The sequence below is a fragment of the Anaerolineales bacterium genome (assembly GCA_015075625.1).
GTDB lineage: Bacteria > Chloroflexota > Anaerolineae > Aggregatilineales > UBA2796 > UBA2796.
Map to the genome: position 1 here is coordinate 61,137 of JABTTZ010000005.1, position 19,377 is coordinate 80,513.

The window sequence follows — 19,377 nt, forward strand, 5'->3', positions numbered from 1 at the left end:
TCTTTCGAGGGGGCGCACATGCTGCGCCCCTTCGCCTTTACCTCACCAACCACTTATTTGTTGCTGGCGGCGTCCGCCTCGTCGTCCTCAGAGAGCAAGCGAATGATCGCGGCGTGTTCCAATGCATCGACGTAATGGGTAATCCCCTCACCGAGATAGGCGGGTAGTTCTGCATGGAGCTTTTGGAAATTGGCAATGAAGTCCGGCTCTGTCTGGTAAAGCTCCCCTAACCCGCGCAAAATCTCCAATGTTGGTTCATAGAAGTGAGTCAAGTGCTTGTGCCAGCGCTCAAAAATCGCCTGTACTTCGGCGCTCTGGACGGATGTCCCCGCTTCAAGGGCGTCCACCAGATCGCTGTAGACAGCGCTGCCCTCTGCACCAATTGCTTGCTTCTGCGCCTCGCTGTAGCTTTTCCAGCGTTTCGTTGATTCCCTGACCACCTCTGGATCATATTGCAACCGCGCCATGCGCTCATAGTGCTGCTGCTTTTCCTCGCTGATCGGCGGGAAGGATCGTTTTTTGCTCATGGGCGGGTAAGCCTCCGAGGGTAAGAATTTTCCTAAACCCTATTATAAGCCCTCTTATAAGCCCTGAAACAAGGGGCAATTTCGGTTATCAGGAGACAAAGCCGAAACGAACAAAAAGGATAGAGTACAATCACCCCTATGAACGCATTCAGTGGAGTCCGCACACTGTGACGAACACCCTCATGATCAGCCTTGATACAACAATTTTCACGGGGAAGATTGGGAACACCCGCGCCCGACATGAGGGCTACGCACAGTTGGCAAACGGTCACCTTTCGATGGTTGTCCTCAATCGGGCGGCAGGCTACACCCCTCTCGAAACGCCGCGCCTTTCCGTCCACCCCACCGAATCACGCGGGCTGCCGCTCCTGCGTTATTGGCGTGACGGCGTGCGGACGGGCTTGGTGCTCCAAGCGGCGCATCCGGCGGCGGTGATCAGCAGCCAAGATCCCTTTCTAAGCGCTCTGATCGCCCTGCGGCTGAAACACCGCACGGGGAAACCTCTCATCATCCAAGATCATTCCGCTATCTTCAGCAGCCCCTATTTTGTCCGCGAACACCCCCGCAACTATCTTGCCCGCACACTGGGCGTCCTGATGATCCGCCAAGCGGACGCCGTGCGCGTCGTCAGCCGCCGCGAACGCCTCGCCTGCATCCGCTACGGGATTCGCCCTAGCGCTATTTGTGTCATCCCCGTAGCGACAGAAACCGCCGCCTTTGCCGCCGATCCCGATCCCGATGCAGTGGCGGCATGGCGGGTACGGTTAGGCATCACGGAGAAGAATCCAACTATCCTCTGGGTAGGGCGTCCCGTCGCCTTCAAAAATCTCAGTCTTCTTCTCACCGCCTTTCAGCGGATTGTGACTGAACTTCCTGAAGCACGCCTCATCCTTGCTGGCGATATGAACGGGACGAATTACATCGGGCAGGCGGCGGCACGCGGGTTGGGCGATGCGGTGAAATTCCCCGGCACTGTTCCCTATGGCGACCTTCCCGCCCTCTTTCACGCGGCGGATGTCTATGCCCTCTCCAGCAACTACGAAGGCTTCGGGCGTGTTTTGGTGGAAGCAGGTGCGGCGGGGCTACCCGTCGTAGCGACGGACACAGCGGGCGCAGCAGATGTAGTTGCCGATGGGCTGACGGGTGCTATTGTCCCTATTGGCAACGCTGAAAAACTTGCCGAGGCGCTACTCTTGCTGCTGCGTCACCCCGTCCGCCGCAAGCAGTTTGCCACCCGCGCCCGTCAGCATGTGCAGGCAAATTTTGAGGAGGGAACGCTCACCCGGAAATGGGTGGAGATGTGGCATCGTCTTAGTCGGGGGCTGCCGCCATGCGCACTCTCTTAATCACCCAAACGCTTGACCCCGCCGATCCCCTTTTGGGGTTTACGGTGGGATGGGTGCGGGCGTTGGCGGCGCGGGTGGATCGCTTGGATGTGCTGACCCTTGCCGCCCCGCCCTCGGGACTCTTGCTCCCCCCCAATGTTCGATCCTTTTCGATGGGGAAAGAAAGCGGCAAGGGGCGGCTGGCAATGCTGCGCGAATTCGTCGCAGTGGTGCGCCGTCTTGCCCCACACACAGACGTGATCTTTAGCCACATGGTGCCGCGCTACGCCTGGTTAGCGGCGCTTATTGCCCCCCAAACGCCCGGCATCTTGTGGTATACCCACGAAAAACAGACAGTGGAACTGCGCCTTGCCCTGCGGCTTGTCCATCAGGTAGTGACCGCCGTCCCCGAAAGTTTCCCGCTGCGTGGGCGAAAGGTCAGGGCGATAGGGCATGGCATTGATCCGACCTTTTTTACGCCCACCGCTCAGCCACCGCAAACTGATCTACCGCTGATTCTTCAGGTGGGACGGCTCTCCCCGATCAAGGGTCAGCACACGGTGATTAAGGCGCTGCAACAGCCTATATTGGAAGGGCTGGCGTGGCAGATGGTGTTCATTGGCGGGACGCCGAATGCCGACAGCCAGGCTTATGCAGCGGCGCTGAAGGATCGGGCAGCGCAAGCGGGGCTTTCCGAGCGAATTACCTTTACCGGAGCGCTCCCGCCAGAAGCCGTGCGCGATTACTATCAACGGGCATGGGTTGCCCTGAACGTCAGCCCACCGGGACTGTTTGATAAAGCCGCGCTGGAAGGGCTGCTCATGGGTGTTCCAACGCTTGTGACGAATCCTGCCTTTGCCACCCTTTATGGCGATGATGAGACTGCCAAAGGGTGGATTCTGCCTGAGAAAGCAGCCGATCAGAGCGCCGCTTTTGCCTTGCGGTTGCGGGACGCCTTGCGGCTGCCTCTTGAACAGCGCCACCCAATTAGTGAGAGGATTCGCGCCAATACCTTAGAACAGCACAGCCTCCCCCGCCTGATGGATCGGCTGATCGGCGTTTTTCAAGAGGTTGTTCGATGAAGATTTTCTATCTTGCCAACATACGCCTTCCCACCGAAAAGGCGCACGGCTTACAGATTATGCAAAACTGCGAGGCGTTTCAGGAGGTCGGCGCGGGGGTAACGCTCTACGTGGCGTGGCGGGTGAACACCCCCGAACTCGCCGCAGTGAGAGATGTCTACGCCCATTATGGTGTGCGCCCATCCTTCGGCGTGCGGCGTATCGCCAGCCTTGACCTCTTTCCCTTCTTAGAACGGCTCTCGCCGCGTTTGGCGGGGGTGGCGTTCGGGATTCAGGTCGTTACCTATACGATTGCCCTCTTTCTGACGATGCTTTTCCGCCGCGCAGAGGTCTACTACAGTCGGGATATGCTTACCTTGCTCAGTCTCAGCCTGATCAAGCCCCGCGCCCGCCTCGTCTATGAGGCACACCAGCGCAGCAAAGGACGAATCGGACGGCGCATTCAAGGTTGGTGCGTGCGCCGTGTGGGGTTGACGGCGGCAGTCACCGGACGCCTTGCCAATGATCTGCGAGCGATGGGGGCAAAGAAGGTTATCACTGCCCCCGATGGTTACCGGATGGAGCGTTTTGCCGATCTTCCGGCGCAGCCGGCAGCACGGGCGCAGTTGGGAATAGCCCGCGATCTGTTTCTGGTGGGCTATGTGGGGCGGCTGCATACGATGCACATGGGCAAAGGAGTGGACGATCTGATTGATGCCGCCGCTGCCTGTGAGCGTCCCATCGGGCTATGTCTTGTCGGCGGACCAGACGATATGGCAGCCGCGCTTCAAAGGCGGTGGGTGGCGGCGGGACTGCCCCCAGAGCGCTTCCTTGCCGCTGGTCACGTCGCAGCCGAGCGTGTTCCGCTTTACATCGCGGCTTTCGATGCCTGTGCCATGCCCTTTCCGTTTACCGAACATTTTGCCTATTACGCCTCCCCCCTGAAGCTCTTTGAGTATATGGCGGCGGGCAAACCGATTGTTGCTAGCGATCTCCCCTCAACGGGGGAGATTGTCCGCCATGATGAAGGGGCGCTGCTCTATCCACCGGCAGACGTAACGGCATTGGCGGCTGCTCTACGCCGCCTTCATGATGATCCAGTTCTGCGGACGCGCCTCGGCAAAAAGGTGGGCGTGGATGCCGCACAGTACACATGGGCGGCGCGGGCGCGGATGATCTTGGCGGCAATCACAGGGTGATTCGGTGGGGCATAGCGGTCTGTGTCAGACTATTGTCCAGAACTATTGTCCCTTCCCGTGTTTCGCTGTATCCTTGTTGCCTGAATAATCCTCTGACTAAGTAAGGCATTTCCTGTGCAAAACCGTTGGCTTGCCTTTGCCGCGATCCTTTTCGGGTGTGTGCTGGTGCTGCTGACCCAACCCCCCCAGACAGCATTTCTCTTTATGGCGGGGATTGTCCTCGTCTCGCTTGCCCTTTCTGTCGCGCTCAGTGTCTCTGAGGGACGAAGTGGATCAGCCGTCCGCGCTCAGGGGGAATCCCTTTCTTTAGGGACGCAGATCAGCACCTTTTTTGAACGGATGAATCGTCTGATTACCCAAGTGCATTGGCAGCAAGGGATTGCCCTCGTAGCCAGCCTTGCCCTCATGTATATCGGGCAGTTTCAGATTTACCAAGACCCCAACGATAGACCGATTAGCGGGGGGTGGGCGTTCATCCTCGTTGGCTTGGCGATGTTTTATGCCACCTTGAAACGCCAGTACCCTCCTATTGACGGGGCAGTGACCGTCCAGCCCGCCGCCGATGATGCCCACCGTCTGAAAATTCGGTGGGTATGGCTGGTGATCGCTTTCGGGCTGCTGGCATGGGTGTCCTACCGATCCATCCTAAAACCCCAAGAGGCATACCTGTGGGAACATCTTATTTTGTGGATTTTGGCAATGGTGGCACTGGTCATGGCGTTTGCCCCGGCAGAGGGCGAAGCACGCCGTCCCAACACCCATCCGATGCGTTGGTATGAATATGGCATTGTGATCGCCTTGTTCGTCGCTGGCATGGTGATTCGGGGGACAAACCTCGGCGGTAACCCAGATGTCCTTGATCAGGACGAGGCGATTTTTGCCCGTGAGGGGGCGTCCTTTGTCCTCGAAAAATTTCTGATCACGCCCTTTGAACCCGGCTTTCACAGCCACCCCCGTATGTATCAGGCGATGATTGGCGTTTCTAATGCCCTTTTGGGCTTTACCCTTGAAGCGGCGCGGATGCCCTCTGCCATTATGGGGGCGTTAGGGGTGGCTGCCCTCTTTTTGTTGGGTCGGGAACTCTTTGGCTGGCGGATTTCCCTCGCCGCGACGTTGTTCATGCTGCCCTGGTTTTTCCATGTTCAGTTGGCACGGCTCTCGATGAACCAGCCGGGCGATCCGCTCTTTGCCACGCTTTCCTTTTACTTTTTGCTACGGGGGCTGCGCCGTGCCGCGCCTACCGATTATGTCCTGTCTGGGTGTATGCTTGCCTGTGCGCAGTTGTTTTACCTCGGTGGGCGGTTGGTGATTCCGGTGATGATCGCTTACCTCATCTTCCTCTATATTGCTGAACGCCCCTTAATCCGGCGGCAGTGGCGTTATCTGATGATTATCCCTATCAGCGCCTTTTTGATCGCCCTTCCGCAAAACCATTACCTGTTTTACTTCCATGAACCGATCAGCACCCGCGCCGAACCGAACATCTTGCTTGGCGGGCAGTTGCAGCGCATTGCCGATAATGGCGAAAGTGTTACCGATTACCTTGTCACTCAGTTTCGCCATTCGTTCTTAGCGCTTTTTCAAATCCCCGACCAAAGCGGCTGGATTGGGCGTGGCTCAAACATGCTCGGTGTGTGGGGCGCCCCGCTGCTGTTGATCGGCGTGCTGCTCTCGCTGATTGTCATTTGGCGGCGCCCGCGTTGGTCGCTCCCTTTAGGATGGACATTCTCGGTGATCTTGGTCGGCTCTACGCTCTCTATCAGCCCGCCGCAATACCAACGCTATTATCCAGCAGTTTCGGCAATGTCCCTACTGGTGATTATGGGTGCGATGGCGGCTGCCTATGGTTTGGCGAAGATTGTGGGTCGTCCGGGCGCGTACAAAAACATCGTCTTGGGCATTGGTGTCCTGCTCTTTTTGGGCAATGCATGGTTCTACTACGGTGTCTATATCCCCGAATCCCCCTTTTTGCGCAACCGACCCAATTGGGCAACGAACGCCACCGCCCGCGAGATGGTTGCCGCCGCCACCTCCGGGCGACAGATTATCTTGATCAACCAGTTTGCAACGGGTGTTGAAAGCACTCTTGTTGTCCAGTATTTCATGATGGGGCGTTCGTACAACATCCTTGACGATGGCTTGTTCAACTTCAACGCCGCACAGCCCTTCACCGTCATTGCCGCCCCCGAACGCAAGGAAGACCTTGATAAATTCGTGGAGCGTTATCCGGGCGGGCGCGTTCGGCAGGTCTATCTTGGGCAAGATGGCTCGCTTGGCTTGTATGTCTATGAGCGCGGCTAAGGCTAGGCTGTGTTGACGTTTTTGGTTCTTTTAGAAATTTTCTTGACGAACTACGAGGTCTATGACCATGAAACCCCAACCCCTCCCCCCTGAAACCTACCTGCCGCACGCGGTGGAGGTTGCCCGCGCCCTGTTGGGGCAGGTTCTCGTCCGCCAACTGCCTGATGGCACACGCCTTGCCGGGCGAATTGTTGAGACAGAGGCATACACCGGACACGATGATCTCGCCTCGCACGGACGGGTCAAGAAAACACCGCGCAACCTCCCTATGTGGGAAGCGCCGGGACGGGCATATGTTTACCTGTGCCGAGGGACGATGTGGCTGATCAATATCGTGGTTGAACCTGCCGAACAGCCCGCCGCTGTTTTGATCCGCGCCCTTGAGCCAACCGAGGGGTTAGATCAGATTGCAGAGCGACGCACCGGACGCACTGCAAAGGAATGGACAAGCGGACCCGCCCGCCTGACCCAAGCCCTCGCCATTACTGATGCGCACAACCGCGCCGATGTAACGACTACCGAGGCGGGTTTATGGCTGGAGGCAGGGACGCCCATCCCCAATGCAGAGGTTGTTACTGGCGCACGGATCGGGCTTGGTAAGCGCGTCAGCGAACCCTGGTTTTCGATTCCTTGGCGCTTCTGCGTGAAGGGAAACCCGTATGTCTCAAAACCCTTGCCACCATCGGAGAGGAAAACAAAACCATGAGTCATCTTTCTGGAAAAAACGCCCTTGTCTTTGGCGTAGCGAATAAAAATTCGATTGCCTGGGGAATCACCCAAGCCCTTCACGAAGCAGGGGCAAATCTCGGCTTAAGCTACGCCGGCGAAGTTTTGAAAAAGCGCGTGGCGCCTCTTGCCGAAAGCCTTGCCATTCCCTTTGTGGAAGAATGTAACGTCCTTGACGATGCCGCCCTTGACGCTGTGTTTACCAAAGCTGCTGATCATTTCGGTGGGCGGATCGATATTCTTGTTCACGCTGTCGCCTTTGCCGAACGGCAAGACCTTGAGGGGCAGTTTATGCAGACCAGCCGCACCGGATTCAACACAGCGATGAGCGTCAGCGTCTACAGCCTTGTCGCTTTAGCGCAGCGCGTGCGTGCGCTCATGCCTGATGGGGGGACGATCCTAACGCTCAGCTATTATGGGTCGGAAAAGGTCATGCCCCATTACAACGTGATGGGCGTGGCAAAAGCGGCGCTAGAAGCAAGCGTGCGCTACCTTGCCTATGAGCTTGGTGAGCAGCACATCCGCGTGAATGCGATCTCGCCCGGACCGATCAAAACACTCTCGGCAGCGGGTATTCCCGGTTTCCGCGATATGCTCCGCTTCAGCGAGATGGCGTCTCCCTTGCGGGGATCAGCGACGATTGAAGATGTCGGGGCAATGGCATCGTGGCTGTGTTCCGATGCGGGGAAAATGATCACCGGACAAACCCTCTACATCGACGGCGGTTACAGCATTATGGGAATCCCGCTAGGGGCGTTGGCGCAAATTGAAGGGGAGAACAAGGGCGACTCAACAAACGAGTAGGGCGCGGTGGAAAGGTGGGCGCCCCTCGCCTTGTCCCTACATACCCTCTACATAGCGCCCAATCAACTCTGGGAGCGTTTCCCCCGCACCATTGACGATCCCAACAATCTCCGTCAGGGGGACCGCCGCTTCTGGGGAATCATAGGCAAAGGTACGCACGGGCGCACCAAAATCAAGCGCCCGTAGAAACGTTTGCCCGCCTGCACCAGTGACATCAATGCCAATTAGATCGGCGCGGGGGTAAAGCTGGAAATTTTGAAAGAGGAAGTCCCACGCCTCTCGTCCCGTTAGCCCCACGCCCCGCTCACTGACGAACAACCCGGGCACAAGGGGCGGCAAGGCAGGGGAATTATAGGTGAGGGCAAACCGCACGGTGATCACCCCCTCAAAGAGAACGGCATGATCGGCATAGTCGGGCGGAATCTCACCCAAGACGACGATCCCTTTCCCGTCGCCATGGGGCAGGGCAAGGACGCACCCCAGAAGTACCTCGCTGATGTAGGTGGGTTCGGGGAGGGGACGACGCGGCATCTCGTTAACTACTCCTTTGGGGAATTAGGCGTTCCAATTGAGTTCTCATGATGCAGTACAAGCAAACCGCTTCTTCAGCCTGCGAAAGAGACGGCTTGCATCCTCTTTTCAACGTGTTCGTTCCAGTAGTCCGTCAGGAAGGTATCCATAGAAAGAGATAGCCCTCATCTCCCTAACCCCCTTCTCCCTCTGGGAGAAGGGGGAATCACGTCTTTGAGGGGGCTTCTCCCTCACCCCCTCGCCCACAAAACTTCTCCCCTTTTTCCGCGTGCGGGGAAAGGGGGAGCGATTACCTCTCTCTGTTTACGGGGTGGAGGTTAGGGTTTCCAAGCCCCGAAGGGGTGGCTACTCCTAGCCCGCTGCTTTAGCGGCGGGCGCTCACGGGCGGCGATGGGTGCAAGGCATTGCGCCCCTACGGGAATTACACTGTCAACAGTACTTAGCGTATCTGCACCGTATCCTTCAAGGTCACTGTGTCCCCGCCACCCTCCACCGGAAGCCGCGTAAAATCTCCCAATCGATAGACCCCAATCACAATTTGGTATGATCCCGACGGCACGCCCGCCAGATCAAGCACGGCGCGATCTGCAAACGGCACACCCACCGCCCATGCTGAGGTAGGGTACAGCCCCCCACGCGGCGCATGATCCGCCTGCCGAATGGGAATCATTGTACCTGATTCACCCTCCATCGGGAGCAGATGAACAAGGATGTTGAAATCCTCGTCCATGGCTGCCAGCCCTTCCCAAACAAAATCGAGGGTTGCCATAGTCCCTTCATTCCCTTCGCGGCTCAGGGTGTAGCCGTGCCAAGCGATCACCCCCCCAAAAATCGCCCTTTGGGCAATGGCGGGCGAGGGCGGCGGCGTAGCGTTGACCAGCGTCCCCCCCCGTAGAATCAACGAGGCAAGCGCTGTGCCAGAGTCATCATAGAGCGGAAGTCGGCTTGCCACACCTTCACTGAGCGCACTCCATGTCACCTCAAAGGCAAACTGCGCGGGCGCATCCGCCAACGGATCAACGGCGACACCATAGGTATCCTTATAAATCACGCCGGGCTGAAAGGCAGAGGTCGGCAGATTTCCGCCGCCCGGATGGGCGTTGATCTTGTCATAAGGGTTGCCCAGATCATCGCGCCAACCAAGCCGCGTTAGCGAGAGCCGCAGGTTGCGCGGGTCGGGAGCGCCGCGATAGTAAAGTGTCACAATGGCGGACTCCCCCGGAAGGACGGGGGCAGCGTCGATGTGAAAGCCAAGCAACCTGATTCCTTCAACGCGCACCTTTAGGGGAACAGCCTCGGCGGGGAGTGCCTCAACGGTGAGCGGGGGAGCATAGGCGGAACGGATCGCCGTGAAGGGGCTGATCACCGCAGCGGTAATCAAGGGTAAGATGCCTATACTCATCAGCGCCGAAGAAAGCCACCCTTTCCCCATGATGCGCAGCCGCAGCAGGCTGACCCAGCCAAAAATCATCAGGGCGGCAAAGCCCCCCAACGCCGGAAATAACAGCCGTCCCTGTGTGCCGGGGGTTTGGCGCGTCCATTGGATCAGGGCAGCGAAGATGATCAGGCTATGGAGCGCCAGCACCCCAAAAGGCAGCAGGCGATCCCACTCCCGCACCTTCCACAAACGGGCAATCCCTATGATCCCACCAATCACGGCGAGGGCGGTCAGCCCATCCATCAGCGGGTAGAGCCACCCCGCTCCGATCACATTGAACCAGCCAAAGAGCGCCCAAAAGCTGATCCGCAAGCCTTCCATCTCGCGCAGGAAGGTCTCCAGCGTGTAGGGCGTCTCCCGCGCCCCAATGATCTGAATCATCCTACTCGTTCCGGTGGGGTCGCCGTAGAGCGTCAGATTGCGGATATACCACCAGCCAGCGATCAGGGCAAAGGCGGCAAGCCACAGCGTCCCACTGAACAGGGCGCGGCGAAGGCTGATCTGCCGCTTCCAAACGGCGATGCCGAGGGCGGCAAAGGCGGTGGGGTAAAGCAGCAGACCGCTCAACTTTGCCAACGCCGCCATCCCCATGAGAATTCCCAACAGGATCACCAAGCGACGCTCTAGAGAGGCATCCTTGTGGGCGTTCCCACTGTTCTTGAGGAATGCCAAAATGCCCCACAGCCCCAATGCCGAGAACGCCGCCACAAGATTATCGTTGTTCACACTGGCGGTCATAAACAGAAATTGGGGGTTGAAGGCGACGAAAGCGACAGTAACCAGTGGGGCAATTCCCGCTGGAAGGGTGCGGCGGGCAATGCCCCACACGCCGATCAACGTCACCATGCCGAGGATGAGGCTGAACCACCGCACAAGGTAGAAGGCGGTGCTGACAGCCGCCGGAATGTCCGTTCCCGCCCCGTGATGGAGATAGACATTGTTGTTCTGGCGCGCCAAACCGATCCCAATAGCAGCGTGGTCGTTCACAGGGAGGCGCAGCGGCGGCTGATGCCCTTCGGCAAGGCGGACGATCCCCGCGCTAATCAGGTAATAAAGCGGCGGTTGGCTGCCCTCCTGAAACCACAGTGGATCATCCGGCGAATCTTCGGGGCGTTTCTGGTCAGCCCGCTGAACGGGGAGCGTGAAATCGTTGGCGATGCGCTGAATTAGGGCAAAATGATAGCTTTCGTCCGGCGCTTCATAGATGGGAATCGTGATCGCATAGACCGCCCCCAAAAGCAGATAGCCAAGCAGAATCAGGCGAAAGGCATGGCGATGAGCTTGAACAAACATTGGTGCTGTCAATCTAGCATCGGTGGATAATTCGTGATCGCCCGAATCGCCTGATAGAGCGGTTTCAAGCGCCCATACATGGGCAGGTACACCCGCTGATAGAGGGCATCATAGGTTTCCGCCCGCGCTGCGTCCGGTTCGAAAACGCGGCTGATGCGCGTCATCTCCTCAACGGCAGTGGGAAAGTCACGGTGCAGTCCCAATCCAACAGCGGCATCCATCGCCGCGCCCAACCCCGACGCCTCAAAAGTATGGGGGCGTTCGGCGGGCAGCCCAAAAACATCGGCGGTGATCTGCATCACCGCATCGCTCTGCGAGCCGCCCCCGCAGACGCGCAGTCCCTTGACGGCAACCTTGCCGCGTGCCTCGGCGCGGTCTTTCCCCTCGCGCAGAGCATAGGCAACCCCTTCTACAATGGCGCGGTACACATGGGCGCGGGTGTGCATCTCGCCAAAGCCGATCACCGCCCCTTTTGCCTCCCGTCCGGGGCGTTTGATTCCGGGCGTCCAATACGGCTGTAACATCAAGCCCATTGCCCCCGCTGGCGACTCCCCCAAAAGGGCATCGAAAAGTTCCTCAGCAGCAATCTGTTTTTCCGCGGCAATCTGTTCCTCGCGGTGTCCGAACTGCTGTTTGAACCAACTCACCATCCAATAGCCGCGAAAAACCTGTGTCTCAAGGTTGAACGCGCCGGGGACGGCAGCGGGATAGGGTGGGATGAAGGGCGTCACCTCTACATACTTTTCCGAGTGCATGACGATGGTCGCTGTTGTCCCATAGCCCAGACAGGCAATTTCCGGCGTTAGGCAGCCCGACCCTAATACCTCGCAGGCTTTGTCTGATCCAGCGGCGATCACCGGCGTGCCGGGGCGCAACCCTGTTTGGGCGGCAGCCTCCGCCGTCACCCGACCAAGTTCCGCACCCGGGGGCAGCACCTCTGGAAGTTGGGCGGCGTCGATGGGCATTGCCGTCCACTTCCAATCATTGGGGGCGCACCAGCCATGCTTTTTGAAATCAAAGGGGAGGTAGCCAACCATGCAGCCAATGGAATCGGCATAGCGTCCGGTCAGCTTGTATGTGTGGTAGCCAGAGAGCAAAAGGTATTTGTGCGTTTTATCAACAATGTCCGGCTGATTCCGATACAACCAGTTGAATTCTGCCTCAGCTTGAATGTAAGCAATGGTCTCCCGCATACGGATTAGGCGGAAGATCAGCCCCCACAGTCCACCCACCGGCGGGAGATTCGGCGTCGTTCGTTGATCTAACCAGACAATTGCCGGACGGAGTGGCATCCCTGTTTTGTCGAGGTTGATCACCGTCCCCCGCTGGCTGGTGATGCTCACTCCAGCAATCCGTGCCGGATCAATCCCACTTGCCCACAAGCCCTGGCACGCCTGACAAAGCGACTCCCAAAAATAGTCGGCGCTCTGCTCCGCCCACCCGGGTTGAGGAGAGGTATAGGGCGTGATCTTGACTTGGGAGCGCCCGACGAGGTTTCCGCGCAGGTCAAAGGCGAGGGCGCGGACGCTTTGTGTGCCGTTATCGAGGGCGAGAAGTAAATCGGTCATAACGTAGATTCTCCGGCGTGAACCCAACTACCAAGTTGCCGCAAGTCCTTTTAGGGTGAGACGCAAGCGCCATAACCTCACGAGTGTACAGCGGAAATGGTTGCCTTGTGCGAAAAAACATACAACCTGTCCCTACAGCCGCATGAACCAAAAGGGCGTATCCACACCGGCGTGTTGAAAGCCATAGCGCTCATAAACACGCCGCGATGCTAGGTTGCTGGCTTGTGTGTTCACAGTGAAATTGAGAACACCTCGCCCCATGAAGTGATCGAGCATCTCCCCCACCAGGGCTCCGCCAATCCCTTGCCCTTGTGTTTCGGGCAAGACACCAAGCCGCGAAAGGTGGGCAACATGCCCAAGAAGGGTTGAAAACTGATACCCCACGATGCGCCCTTCACGCTCAGCAAGGGTGAATAACGCCGCCTCACGAATGGCATGACGCATTCCGCTGGGTGTCATTTGCCACAGCGGAAGAAAGGCTGCCTGATCCACCGCTAATGCCTGGTCAGCCTGACGAAAATCGCCGTGACGAATGTGGATCGCCTCGTTCACAGCAGGGCGAGGAGAGGGGAGGGGAATCACGCCCCGCCGTTCTAGGTTTACAATCGATTCGCTGTAGCTAAAGCCGAGATCGGCAAGGTAACCCTCCAGCCAGGGGTAAAGCGATAGAATACCCATCGTCGTAACGCCCACATCGCCCAATACCTCCCGTAGCTGCTGCCATAAGGCGAGCAAAATCGCGTGGGTGTCCACCGTCTTCTCAATGGCGATCAGGCGCAGCCAGCTTGTCCCCTCAATCGGCGTCGCCGCGGCAATCACCCCAATCAGGCGGCGGTTTTGCCAGGCAAGAACTATCGGCGCATCGGGGTGGCGTAGCCAATCCTCTATGTTGTCCCAATCAAGATGCAGATGAACGTAACATCTCCCATGGCTGATCATATGAAGGACAGCATGGCGGTTTAAGCGCATATAGGCAGTCAGTTTCAGCGATGGGGCAGCCATGTCTATCTCGCGTTAAAATCAACTCTATTCAGACATTCTAGAGAAGCTTACCCCTAATGGTCAAACTCCTCCATTTTGCAGATTTCCATCTTGGCGTTGAACTTTATGGGAAAACGAACGCCCAAGATGGGATTAACAGTCGGATTCACGACTTTTGCGCCCGTTTGGATGAACTGGTCGCCTATGCCACCCGCGAACAAGCCGATTTAGTGATCTTCGCCGGAGATGCCTTTAAAAACCGCCAACCAAACCCCACTATCCAGCGCGAGTTTGCCCACCGTGTCAGTGACCTTGCCGCCCGCTGTCCCGTTGTCTTGCTCATTGGCAATCACGACATGGCGCAGAGCGAACACCGCGCTTCCAGCATCGATATTTACGATACACTAAACGTCCCCGGTGTTTTGGTCGGCAGCCAGTATGATCTCTATGATGTCGAGACGCCCAGTGGGAAAGTCTTTGTTGGCACAGCGCCCTACCCCATCCGCCAGACGCTGCTCAAAGACAGCCGCGCACAGGGGAAATCGATCTCCGAATTGGATGCGCTCTTGCTAGAGGCTCTGATTGGCGAATTGGATATTCTAGGCAAACGTGCCGAAAACGCGCAGCCTGCTGACGCCCCACGTGTCCTTGTTGGGCATTTCAGCGTCAGCGGGGCAGAACTGGGCAGTGAGCAGGGGATCATGATTGGGCGCGATACGATTGTCCCCATCAGCGCCCTGGATACCCCCGCGTGGGATTATGTCGCCTTGGGGCATATCCACAAGCATCAAAACCTCACCGGCGGACGGCAAGGCGCGACGCCCGTTGTCTACGCGGGCAGCATGGAACGGATTGACTTCGGTGAGGAACGCCAGCCCAAAGGGTTTTGTTGGGTTGATCTTGAGCGGGGCAAAACGCGATGGAAATTTGTCCCCGTCCGCAGCCGTCCATTTGTCACGCTGCGCATTGATGTGCGCGGTGAGATCGACCCCATGCCGAACATCTTGGCGGCAATCCACGAGGCAGAGTTGGCAGAGGCGGTGGTGCGCGTGATTCTCCGTGCCGATGTGGAGTCCGAAAAACTGATCCGCGATGCACCCATCTACGCCGCTCTGAAGGACAGCAAAGCGAGTGTCTACACCCTGAGCAAAGAGGTGGAACGCAGCGCTCGTTCGCGCTTGGGGGATGTTCCAGAGGGGTTGACTCCTCATGAACTGCTCGAACGCTATTTTGTCTCTCTGAATTATTCGCCAGAATATGTTGAAGACTTGCTCACCTACGCCGCGCCTTTCTTACAGGGCGATGCCGAAGGTGGCTAAGGCGTGGTGGTTAAGGCTGGTGGGAGCGTGGGTCGCAACTTGTCCACCCCCAAAATGGGGAATAAAAATCATGATCGATCTGCCCCCGGAAAACGCCATCCCCGCTGAAAAAGCGTAGTTGATAGGTTTCTTCCACGACGTGAAAGAAACGATCCAACACGGCAAACCAATTACCTTCCCGCGACCATGCAAAATCAGCCACTAGCCTGTTTTCATCAAGGGAAATCCCCTTGCTTTCGGGGGCGTCGAAATACCACAGTTCAGGTAAAAAAAGATGCCCATTCGCTCCCGGTACGTAATACCACAGCGCCCGCTGACTATCCCCTGCTTGTCGAATCATCACCGACACTTTATTGAGGTAGCTACCATTATTAGGGGGCATTGTGTATTGGTAGGTAGCCCCACCGTTCGGCTCATAAATATGAATGTGATAGTAGCCCGCGCTGTCCTCATAGGCAACGGTGAAGGGGTAGGCGCTTGAGCGCACGATCATCGGCAGGCTAAACCCCTCGGCAAGCAGCGCTTTTACCGCCTTCACAAAAGCCTCTTTTAGCCACACCAATGAAAGGCGCGGCAATCGCATGGCATCTATCGGTGTTGCCCCTTTCAGCACGCCCTCAGCAAGCGGGTTTAAGCGGCTGCCCTTTATGGCATAGATGACCCAAGCCGCATCCTTTGTTAGGTTGTTGTAGGTATACCCAAGCGTCTCCCCCTCGGTAGAGAGCAGCGCTTCACGCGGCTGAAAAAAGCGTTCCTTTGGGGGAACAACGGCAATGCCCGCCGCCCCAATGACAAAGACCTCAGCGCGGCGCGTTCGGTAGGTGTAGGTGACGGCGAAGGTATCCCCTGTGATGGCACTCTGAATCGCCTGAATATCGCCTTCCCCATAACTCGGAATCCCGACGAATTGCGCCATTTTGAGCGGGGCTATTGACCATAAAACGACCCACCGTCGCCCGGGTGAGGATGCCCGCTCTATCGTGGAGAGGATGTAATCGCCGCTGCCCGACCACCCAACGAGGGTGTTTCCAATCTCCGAATACGCCCCGATCTCATAGGTTGCCCATGAGCCATCGGTGACGTTCACCACCCCTAAACTGATACGGCTTGTACGGGGCGTGACATACTGAACGAGGAAATAGCGTCCGTTGGGAGACCATTGCTGATACTGGGGAATCATATTTTCTGGAAAGGCGACAACCGTTTCCCATCTCTGTGCCGGTGTTCCGCCTATGGCGGCAAGGCTGATCCCACGCAAACGGTTCGTCTGACCTTCCCAAAGGCGGATCACATGCGTTGAATAGGGGTTGGGAAGGTATGTATCAAGATAGTGCCGGATGGGTTCGGGGCGGTGAGTGACAATCCCACGTCCGCTGGCAACGTCGATCAGCAGTGGCGGCATCTCCCGCCGTCCAATGCCCTGCTCCACCACATACAAGCAGCGTTCGCCGTCGTCCCCGCGCAAGCCCAGTCCCCGCGCTCCGGCAACACCCAGAAGGCAGAGAAGCACTAATCCGCTGACGATCCCAACCACACGTCCCATCGCCTAGCTCGTTGACTTTCTGTGTGTCCAGCTTAGCCTGGTTTAATCGTCGCTCCACGACGTAAAATGGGCAGCCGTCGCTGCGTCTCCCGCGTTGATTCCGGCTGCACATCGCCCAAGGCGGGAAGCTGAACAGTGAAGGTCGATCCCTGTTCGGGGACGCTCTCTACGAAGATCCGTCCGCCGTGTGCCTCAGCGATCCACAACGAAATAGAGAGTCCCAAGCCCGCCCCGCCCATGTCGCGGGCGCGTGCCTTGTCTACACGATAAAAACGCTCAAAGATGTGGGGAAGATCTTTTTCGGGAATCCCAATCCCCGTATCGCGGACGCTGAATTTGGCAAACCCCTCATCATAGCGAAGTTGCAAGGTCACCCGTCCCCCTTCAGGGGTGTATTTAATGGCATTCGTGATCAGGTTGAGCATAAGCTGCTTGAGGCGATCCGTATCCCCCTTGATGCGCACTGCTTCAATCCCTGCCGAAACAACCTCTACCTTTTTCCCCGCCAAAACTTTCGCTTGGCGGTAAAGCTCAAGGGCAAGGGTGTCCATATCGATAATCCGCATATCAAGTGGTAGCCGTCCGGCGTCTGCCTGTGCCAACAGCAGCAGATCGCCCACCAAACGCACCATCCGCTTGTTCTCGCTCTCAATCGCCTCTACTTCAAGGGAATCCATCTGCGGATAAAAGCGGCGGATGAGATCAACATTCCCTTGAATCGTGGTCAGCGGCGTCCGCAGTTCATGGGAAATATCGGCAACAAAGCGCCGCTGCGCCTTAAAAAGCCGTTCAAGACGGGCTAAGGTTGTGTTGAAGGTTGCCGCCAGTTGACCCAATTCGTCGTTCGCCCCCTCATAGGGAATGCGCTTGCTCAGGTCATCGGCGGCGGTGATTTGCGTGGCAATCTGGCTGATTGTCTCAATTGGCTGAAGCGCCTGCCCCGCAATGATCAACCCGATGAGGAAGGACACCACCAGCGCCACCCCCCCCGCTCCCACCATGACCCACACCAAGCGGCTCATTGCCGCTTTTAAGAGTGTCAACGGCGACATAATTTGGATAGCGCCAATGTGTCCCCCATCAGGGCGCACAAGGGGAAAGGTGGAGACTATCGCTGGCGTTCCGTCGTCTAGAATCACGTCAATCGTCGTCAACTGAACGTTCATCAAGCCTTGACGATCAAAGGGATAAATGAAGGTGGTGTTTGCCGTTTGCTCAATCATCCCTCCATCCCGTCCCCAGATTTGGACATACATCCCCGGTGCGGTGTAAATCATCTGCGAAAGTCGCCGTTGCAGCGGAGGGCGATTGATCTCGCCGGTGATCGTATCGAACGAGGAGGAGATCGTCTCCACAATGCCCTCGGCGGCAAGGCGCATGTTGTCTTGAATTTGCGTCCGCCACGCCCAGTTCAAAAGGGTGAAGGACGAAATCCCAAAAACGACGATCACCGTTCCTAAAAGGAGGGAGTACCACAACGTGAGGCGTGTACGGATTGACATACAAAACAGTCCCAACCATTCCCAATGGCGGCTAGTGTACATGATTCCCATAAGAGTGGGGTGAGCCACCAGCCTGATTCACACCCCCAGCTAAGGCATAAAGGCGGCGGACACACGGTTGCTGATGAAATAGGCATCAGGCGTCAGTCGCAGCCGCTGCCCATCGAATTCAATCAACCCCTGATCGCTCAACCGCCGCAGCACCTCACCGTAGATCGATTCAAGGGGAACGCCAAACCGCGCCCGAAAACCAGCCCGATCCACCCCCTCCTGAATCAAACGTAAGCCCGTGAATAGGTATTCCACCATCGCCTCGGCATAAGGAATCGGCGTTGAGGACGCTACCGCCGCCGAAAGCGGGAAGCGTGAGGGCGCGTTTGCCTCCATGCGGGCGAGATACAGTTGTAGATTGCCCATAACCTCATAACGTATGCCGTTCACAAAGCCATGCGCCCCCATGCCCACCCCTATGTAATCGCCATATGTCCAATACTGGCGATTGTGGCGCGATTCATATCCCGCCCGCGCCCAATTGCTGATCTCGTAATGGATGAATCCTGCTTCTCTCGTCCGCGCTTGTGCCATTTCATACATGGCTGCCGCTAAATCGTCGTCCGGGGTGGGGAGCGATCCCTTGTTCACCCGTCGGGTGAGTGCCGTACCGTCCTCCAACTCAAGGGCATACAGGGCGAGATGATCGGGGGCAAGGGCGAGGGCTGCCGTTAGGGTCTGCGCCCAGTTCTCTAACGTTTGGCGAGGGAGGGCGAAGATGAGATCAAGATTTACATTCGTGAAGCCTGCCCGTCGGGCGGCATCGACAGCGCGGGCGGTTGTCTCTGCCTTGTGATCGCGTGCCATCAGGCGGAGTTCATCGGGCTGCGCCGATTGCATCCCGATACTCAGGCGGTTCACACCGTGTTCACGGCAGGCGGCAAGGTATGCCTCGCTCACATCGCTCGGATTCGCCTCCATCGTGATCTCGGCGTCCGCTGTCACCGCAAAGGACTCCCGCACCGCGTGAAGGATCATCCCGATCTGGTCGGGTGTCAGGCGGGTGGGTGTCCCCCCTCCGAAATAGATGCTGTGCAAGGGGCGCTCGTGTTGGGCAAGGGAGGTCACCTCCCGACACAAAGCGCTGACATAGGCGGGGATCAGCGCTTCGGCACGGGTGACAATGGTGAAAGCACAGTAGGTGCAGCGCACCGCACAAAAAGGAATATGAAGGTAAAGCGAAAGCGGCGCTGTGGACATTAGGAGAG

The 19,377-nt window shown here is 57.6% G+C and carries 15 protein-coding genes; 7 read left to right on the forward strand and 8 right to left on the reverse strand.

Annotated features, from left to right (window positions below; genetic code table 11):
* Nucleotides 1-53: 53 nt before the first annotated feature.
* Complete coding sequence (locus tag HS103_19345; protein ID MBE7514949.1) at nt 54-527, reverse strand: TipAS antibiotic-recognition domain-containing protein; 474 nt, start codon at nt 525-527, stop codon at nt 54-56.
* 167 nt (nt 528-694) lie between these two features.
* Here HS103_19345 and HS103_19350 point away from each other — a divergent pair, with 167 nt between their 5' ends.
* From HS103_19350 to HS103_19375, 6 genes are all read left to right on the forward strand, one after another.
* Nucleotides 695-1,873 (forward strand): glycosyltransferase family 4 protein, encoded by a 1,179-nt coding sequence (locus HS103_19350; protein MBE7514950.1) that lies wholly within the window; start codon nt 695-697, stop codon nt 1,871-1,873.
* Nucleotides 1,858-2,934, forward strand: coding sequence for a glycosyltransferase family 4 protein (locus tag HS103_19355; protein ID MBE7514951.1), 1,077 nt, complete (start codon nt 1,858-1,860; stop codon nt 2,932-2,934). The genes HS103_19350 and HS103_19355 overlap by 16 nt, the downstream gene beginning before the upstream one ends.
* Complete coding sequence (locus HS103_19360; protein ID MBE7514952.1) at nt 2,931-4,112, forward strand: glycosyltransferase family 4 protein; 1,182 nt, start codon at nt 2,931-2,933, stop codon at nt 4,110-4,112. Before HS103_19355 ends, HS103_19360 begins: the two co-directional genes overlap by 4 nt.
* A 114-nt stretch (nt 4,113-4,226) precedes the next feature.
* The gene (locus tag HS103_19365; protein MBE7514953.1) at nt 4,227-6,413 is read left to right on the forward strand and encodes a glycosyltransferase family 39 protein; all 2,187 of its coding nucleotides are present in this window, start codon (nt 4,227-4,229) and stop codon (nt 6,411-6,413) included.
* A 61-nt stretch (nt 6,414-6,474) separates the two neighbouring features.
* A complete protein-coding gene (locus HS103_19370) occupies nt 6,475-7,119 on the forward strand; it encodes a DNA-3-methyladenine glycosylase (protein ID MBE7514954.1) in 645 nt (214 codons plus the stop codon).
* Nucleotides 7,116-7,943, forward strand: coding sequence for an enoyl-ACP reductase (locus HS103_19375; protein ID MBE7514955.1), 828 nt, complete (start codon nt 7,116-7,118; stop codon nt 7,941-7,943). The genes HS103_19370 and HS103_19375 overlap by 4 nt, the downstream gene beginning before the upstream one ends.
* Before the next feature lie 36 nt (nt 7,944-7,979).
* On the opposite strand, the gene HS103_19380 is transcribed toward HS103_19375, so the two are convergent.
* The 4 genes from HS103_19380 to HS103_19395 all read right to left on the reverse strand — a co-directional run bounded on the left by HS103_19380 (nt 7,980) and on the right by HS103_19395 (nt 13,775).
* Nucleotides 7,980-8,474: a hypothetical protein gene (locus HS103_19380; protein MBE7514956.1), complete on the reverse strand. Its 495-nt coding sequence runs from the start codon at nt 8,472-8,474 to the stop codon at nt 7,980-7,982.
* A gap of 439 nt (nt 8,475-8,913) precedes the next feature.
* Nucleotides 8,914-11,205, reverse strand: a complete 2,292-nt coding sequence (locus tag HS103_19385) for a DUF2142 domain-containing protein (GenBank protein ID MBE7514957.1) — start codon at nt 11,203-11,205, stop codon at nt 8,914-8,916.
* An 8-nt stretch (nt 11,206-11,213) separates the two neighbouring features.
* Entirely contained in the window at nt 11,214-12,773 is a 1,560-nt protein-coding gene (locus HS103_19390) for a carbohydrate kinase (protein ID MBE7514958.1), read from the reverse strand.
* A gap of 132 nt (nt 12,774-12,905) precedes the next feature.
* Nucleotides 12,906-13,775 carry a GNAT family N-acetyltransferase gene (locus HS103_19395; GenBank protein ID MBE7514959.1) on the reverse strand — a complete coding sequence of 290 codons (870 nt, stop codon included), beginning with the start codon at nt 13,773-13,775 and terminating at the stop codon, nt 12,906-12,908.
* Nucleotides 13,776-13,831: 56 nt separating this feature from the next.
* Here HS103_19395 and HS103_19400 point away from each other — a divergent pair, with 56 nt between their 5' ends.
* Entirely contained in the window at nt 13,832-15,073 is a 1,242-nt protein-coding gene (locus HS103_19400; GenBank protein MBE7514960.1) for an exonuclease SbcCD subunit D, read from the forward strand.
* A gap of 10 nt (nt 15,074-15,083) precedes the next feature.
* On the opposite strand, the gene HS103_19405 is transcribed toward HS103_19400, so the two are convergent.
* From HS103_19405 to hemW, 3 genes are all read right to left on the reverse strand, one after another.
* Nucleotides 15,084-16,616 carry a hypothetical protein gene (locus tag HS103_19405; GenBank protein ID MBE7514961.1) on the reverse strand — a complete coding sequence of 511 codons (1,533 nt, stop codon included), beginning with the start codon at nt 16,614-16,616 and terminating at the stop codon, nt 15,084-15,086.
* A gap of 32 nt (nt 16,617-16,648) precedes the next feature.
* Nucleotides 16,649-18,118, reverse strand: coding sequence for a HAMP domain-containing protein (locus tag HS103_19410; protein MBE7514962.1), 1,470 nt, complete (start codon nt 18,116-18,118; stop codon nt 16,649-16,651).
* 90 nt (nt 18,119-18,208) lie between these two features.
* Complete coding sequence (hemW, locus tag HS103_19415) at nt 18,209-19,369, reverse strand: radical SAM family heme chaperone HemW (protein ID MBE7514963.1); 1,161 nt, start codon at nt 19,367-19,369, stop codon at nt 18,209-18,211.
* Nucleotides 19,370-19,377: the final 8 nt, after the last annotated feature.

What these genes read in the sequence shown, in the direction of transcription:
- hemW (MBE7514963.1), bottom strand. Translation starts at nt 19,369, where the DNA reads ATGTCCACAGCGCCGCTTTCGCTTTACCTTCATATTCCTTTTTGTGCG.
- HS103_19390 (MBE7514958.1), bottom strand. Translation starts at nt 12,773, where the DNA reads ATGACCGATTTACTTCTCGCCCTCGATAACGGCACACAAAGCGTCCGC.
- HS103_19360 (MBE7514952.1), top strand. Translation starts at nt 2,931, where the DNA reads ATGAAGATTTTCTATCTTGCCAACATACGCCTTCCCACCGAAAAGGCG.
- HS103_19395 (MBE7514959.1), bottom strand. Translation starts at nt 13,775, where the DNA reads ATGGCTGCCCCATCGCTGAAACTGACTGCCTATATGCGCTTAAACCGC.
- HS103_19405 (MBE7514961.1), bottom strand. Translation starts at nt 16,616, where the DNA reads ATGGGACGTGTGGTTGGGATCGTCAGCGGATTAGTGCTTCTCTGCCTT.
- HS103_19375 (MBE7514955.1), top strand. Translation starts at nt 7,116, where the DNA reads ATGAGTCATCTTTCTGGAAAAAACGCCCTTGTCTTTGGCGTAGCGAAT.
- HS103_19400 (MBE7514960.1), top strand. Translation starts at nt 13,832, where the DNA reads ATGGTCAAACTCCTCCATTTTGCAGATTTCCATCTTGGCGTTGAACTT.
- HS103_19370 (MBE7514954.1), top strand. Translation starts at nt 6,475, where the DNA reads ATGACCATGAAACCCCAACCCCTCCCCCCTGAAACCTACCTGCCGCAC.
- HS103_19355 (MBE7514951.1), top strand. Translation starts at nt 1,858, where the DNA reads ATGCGCACTCTCTTAATCACCCAAACGCTTGACCCCGCCGATCCCCTT.
- HS103_19385 (MBE7514957.1), bottom strand. Translation starts at nt 11,205, where the DNA reads ATGTTTGTTCAAGCTCATCGCCATGCCTTTCGCCTGATTCTGCTTGGC.
- HS103_19380 (MBE7514956.1), bottom strand. Translation starts at nt 8,474, where the DNA reads ATGCCGCGTCGTCCCCTCCCCGAACCCACCTACATCAGCGAGGTACTT.
- HS103_19410 (MBE7514962.1), bottom strand. Translation starts at nt 18,118, where the DNA reads ATGTCAATCCGTACACGCCTCACGTTGTGGTACTCCCTCCTTTTAGGA.
- HS103_19345 (MBE7514949.1), bottom strand. Translation starts at nt 527, where the DNA reads ATGAGCAAAAAACGATCCTTCCCGCCGATCAGCGAGGAAAAGCAGCAG.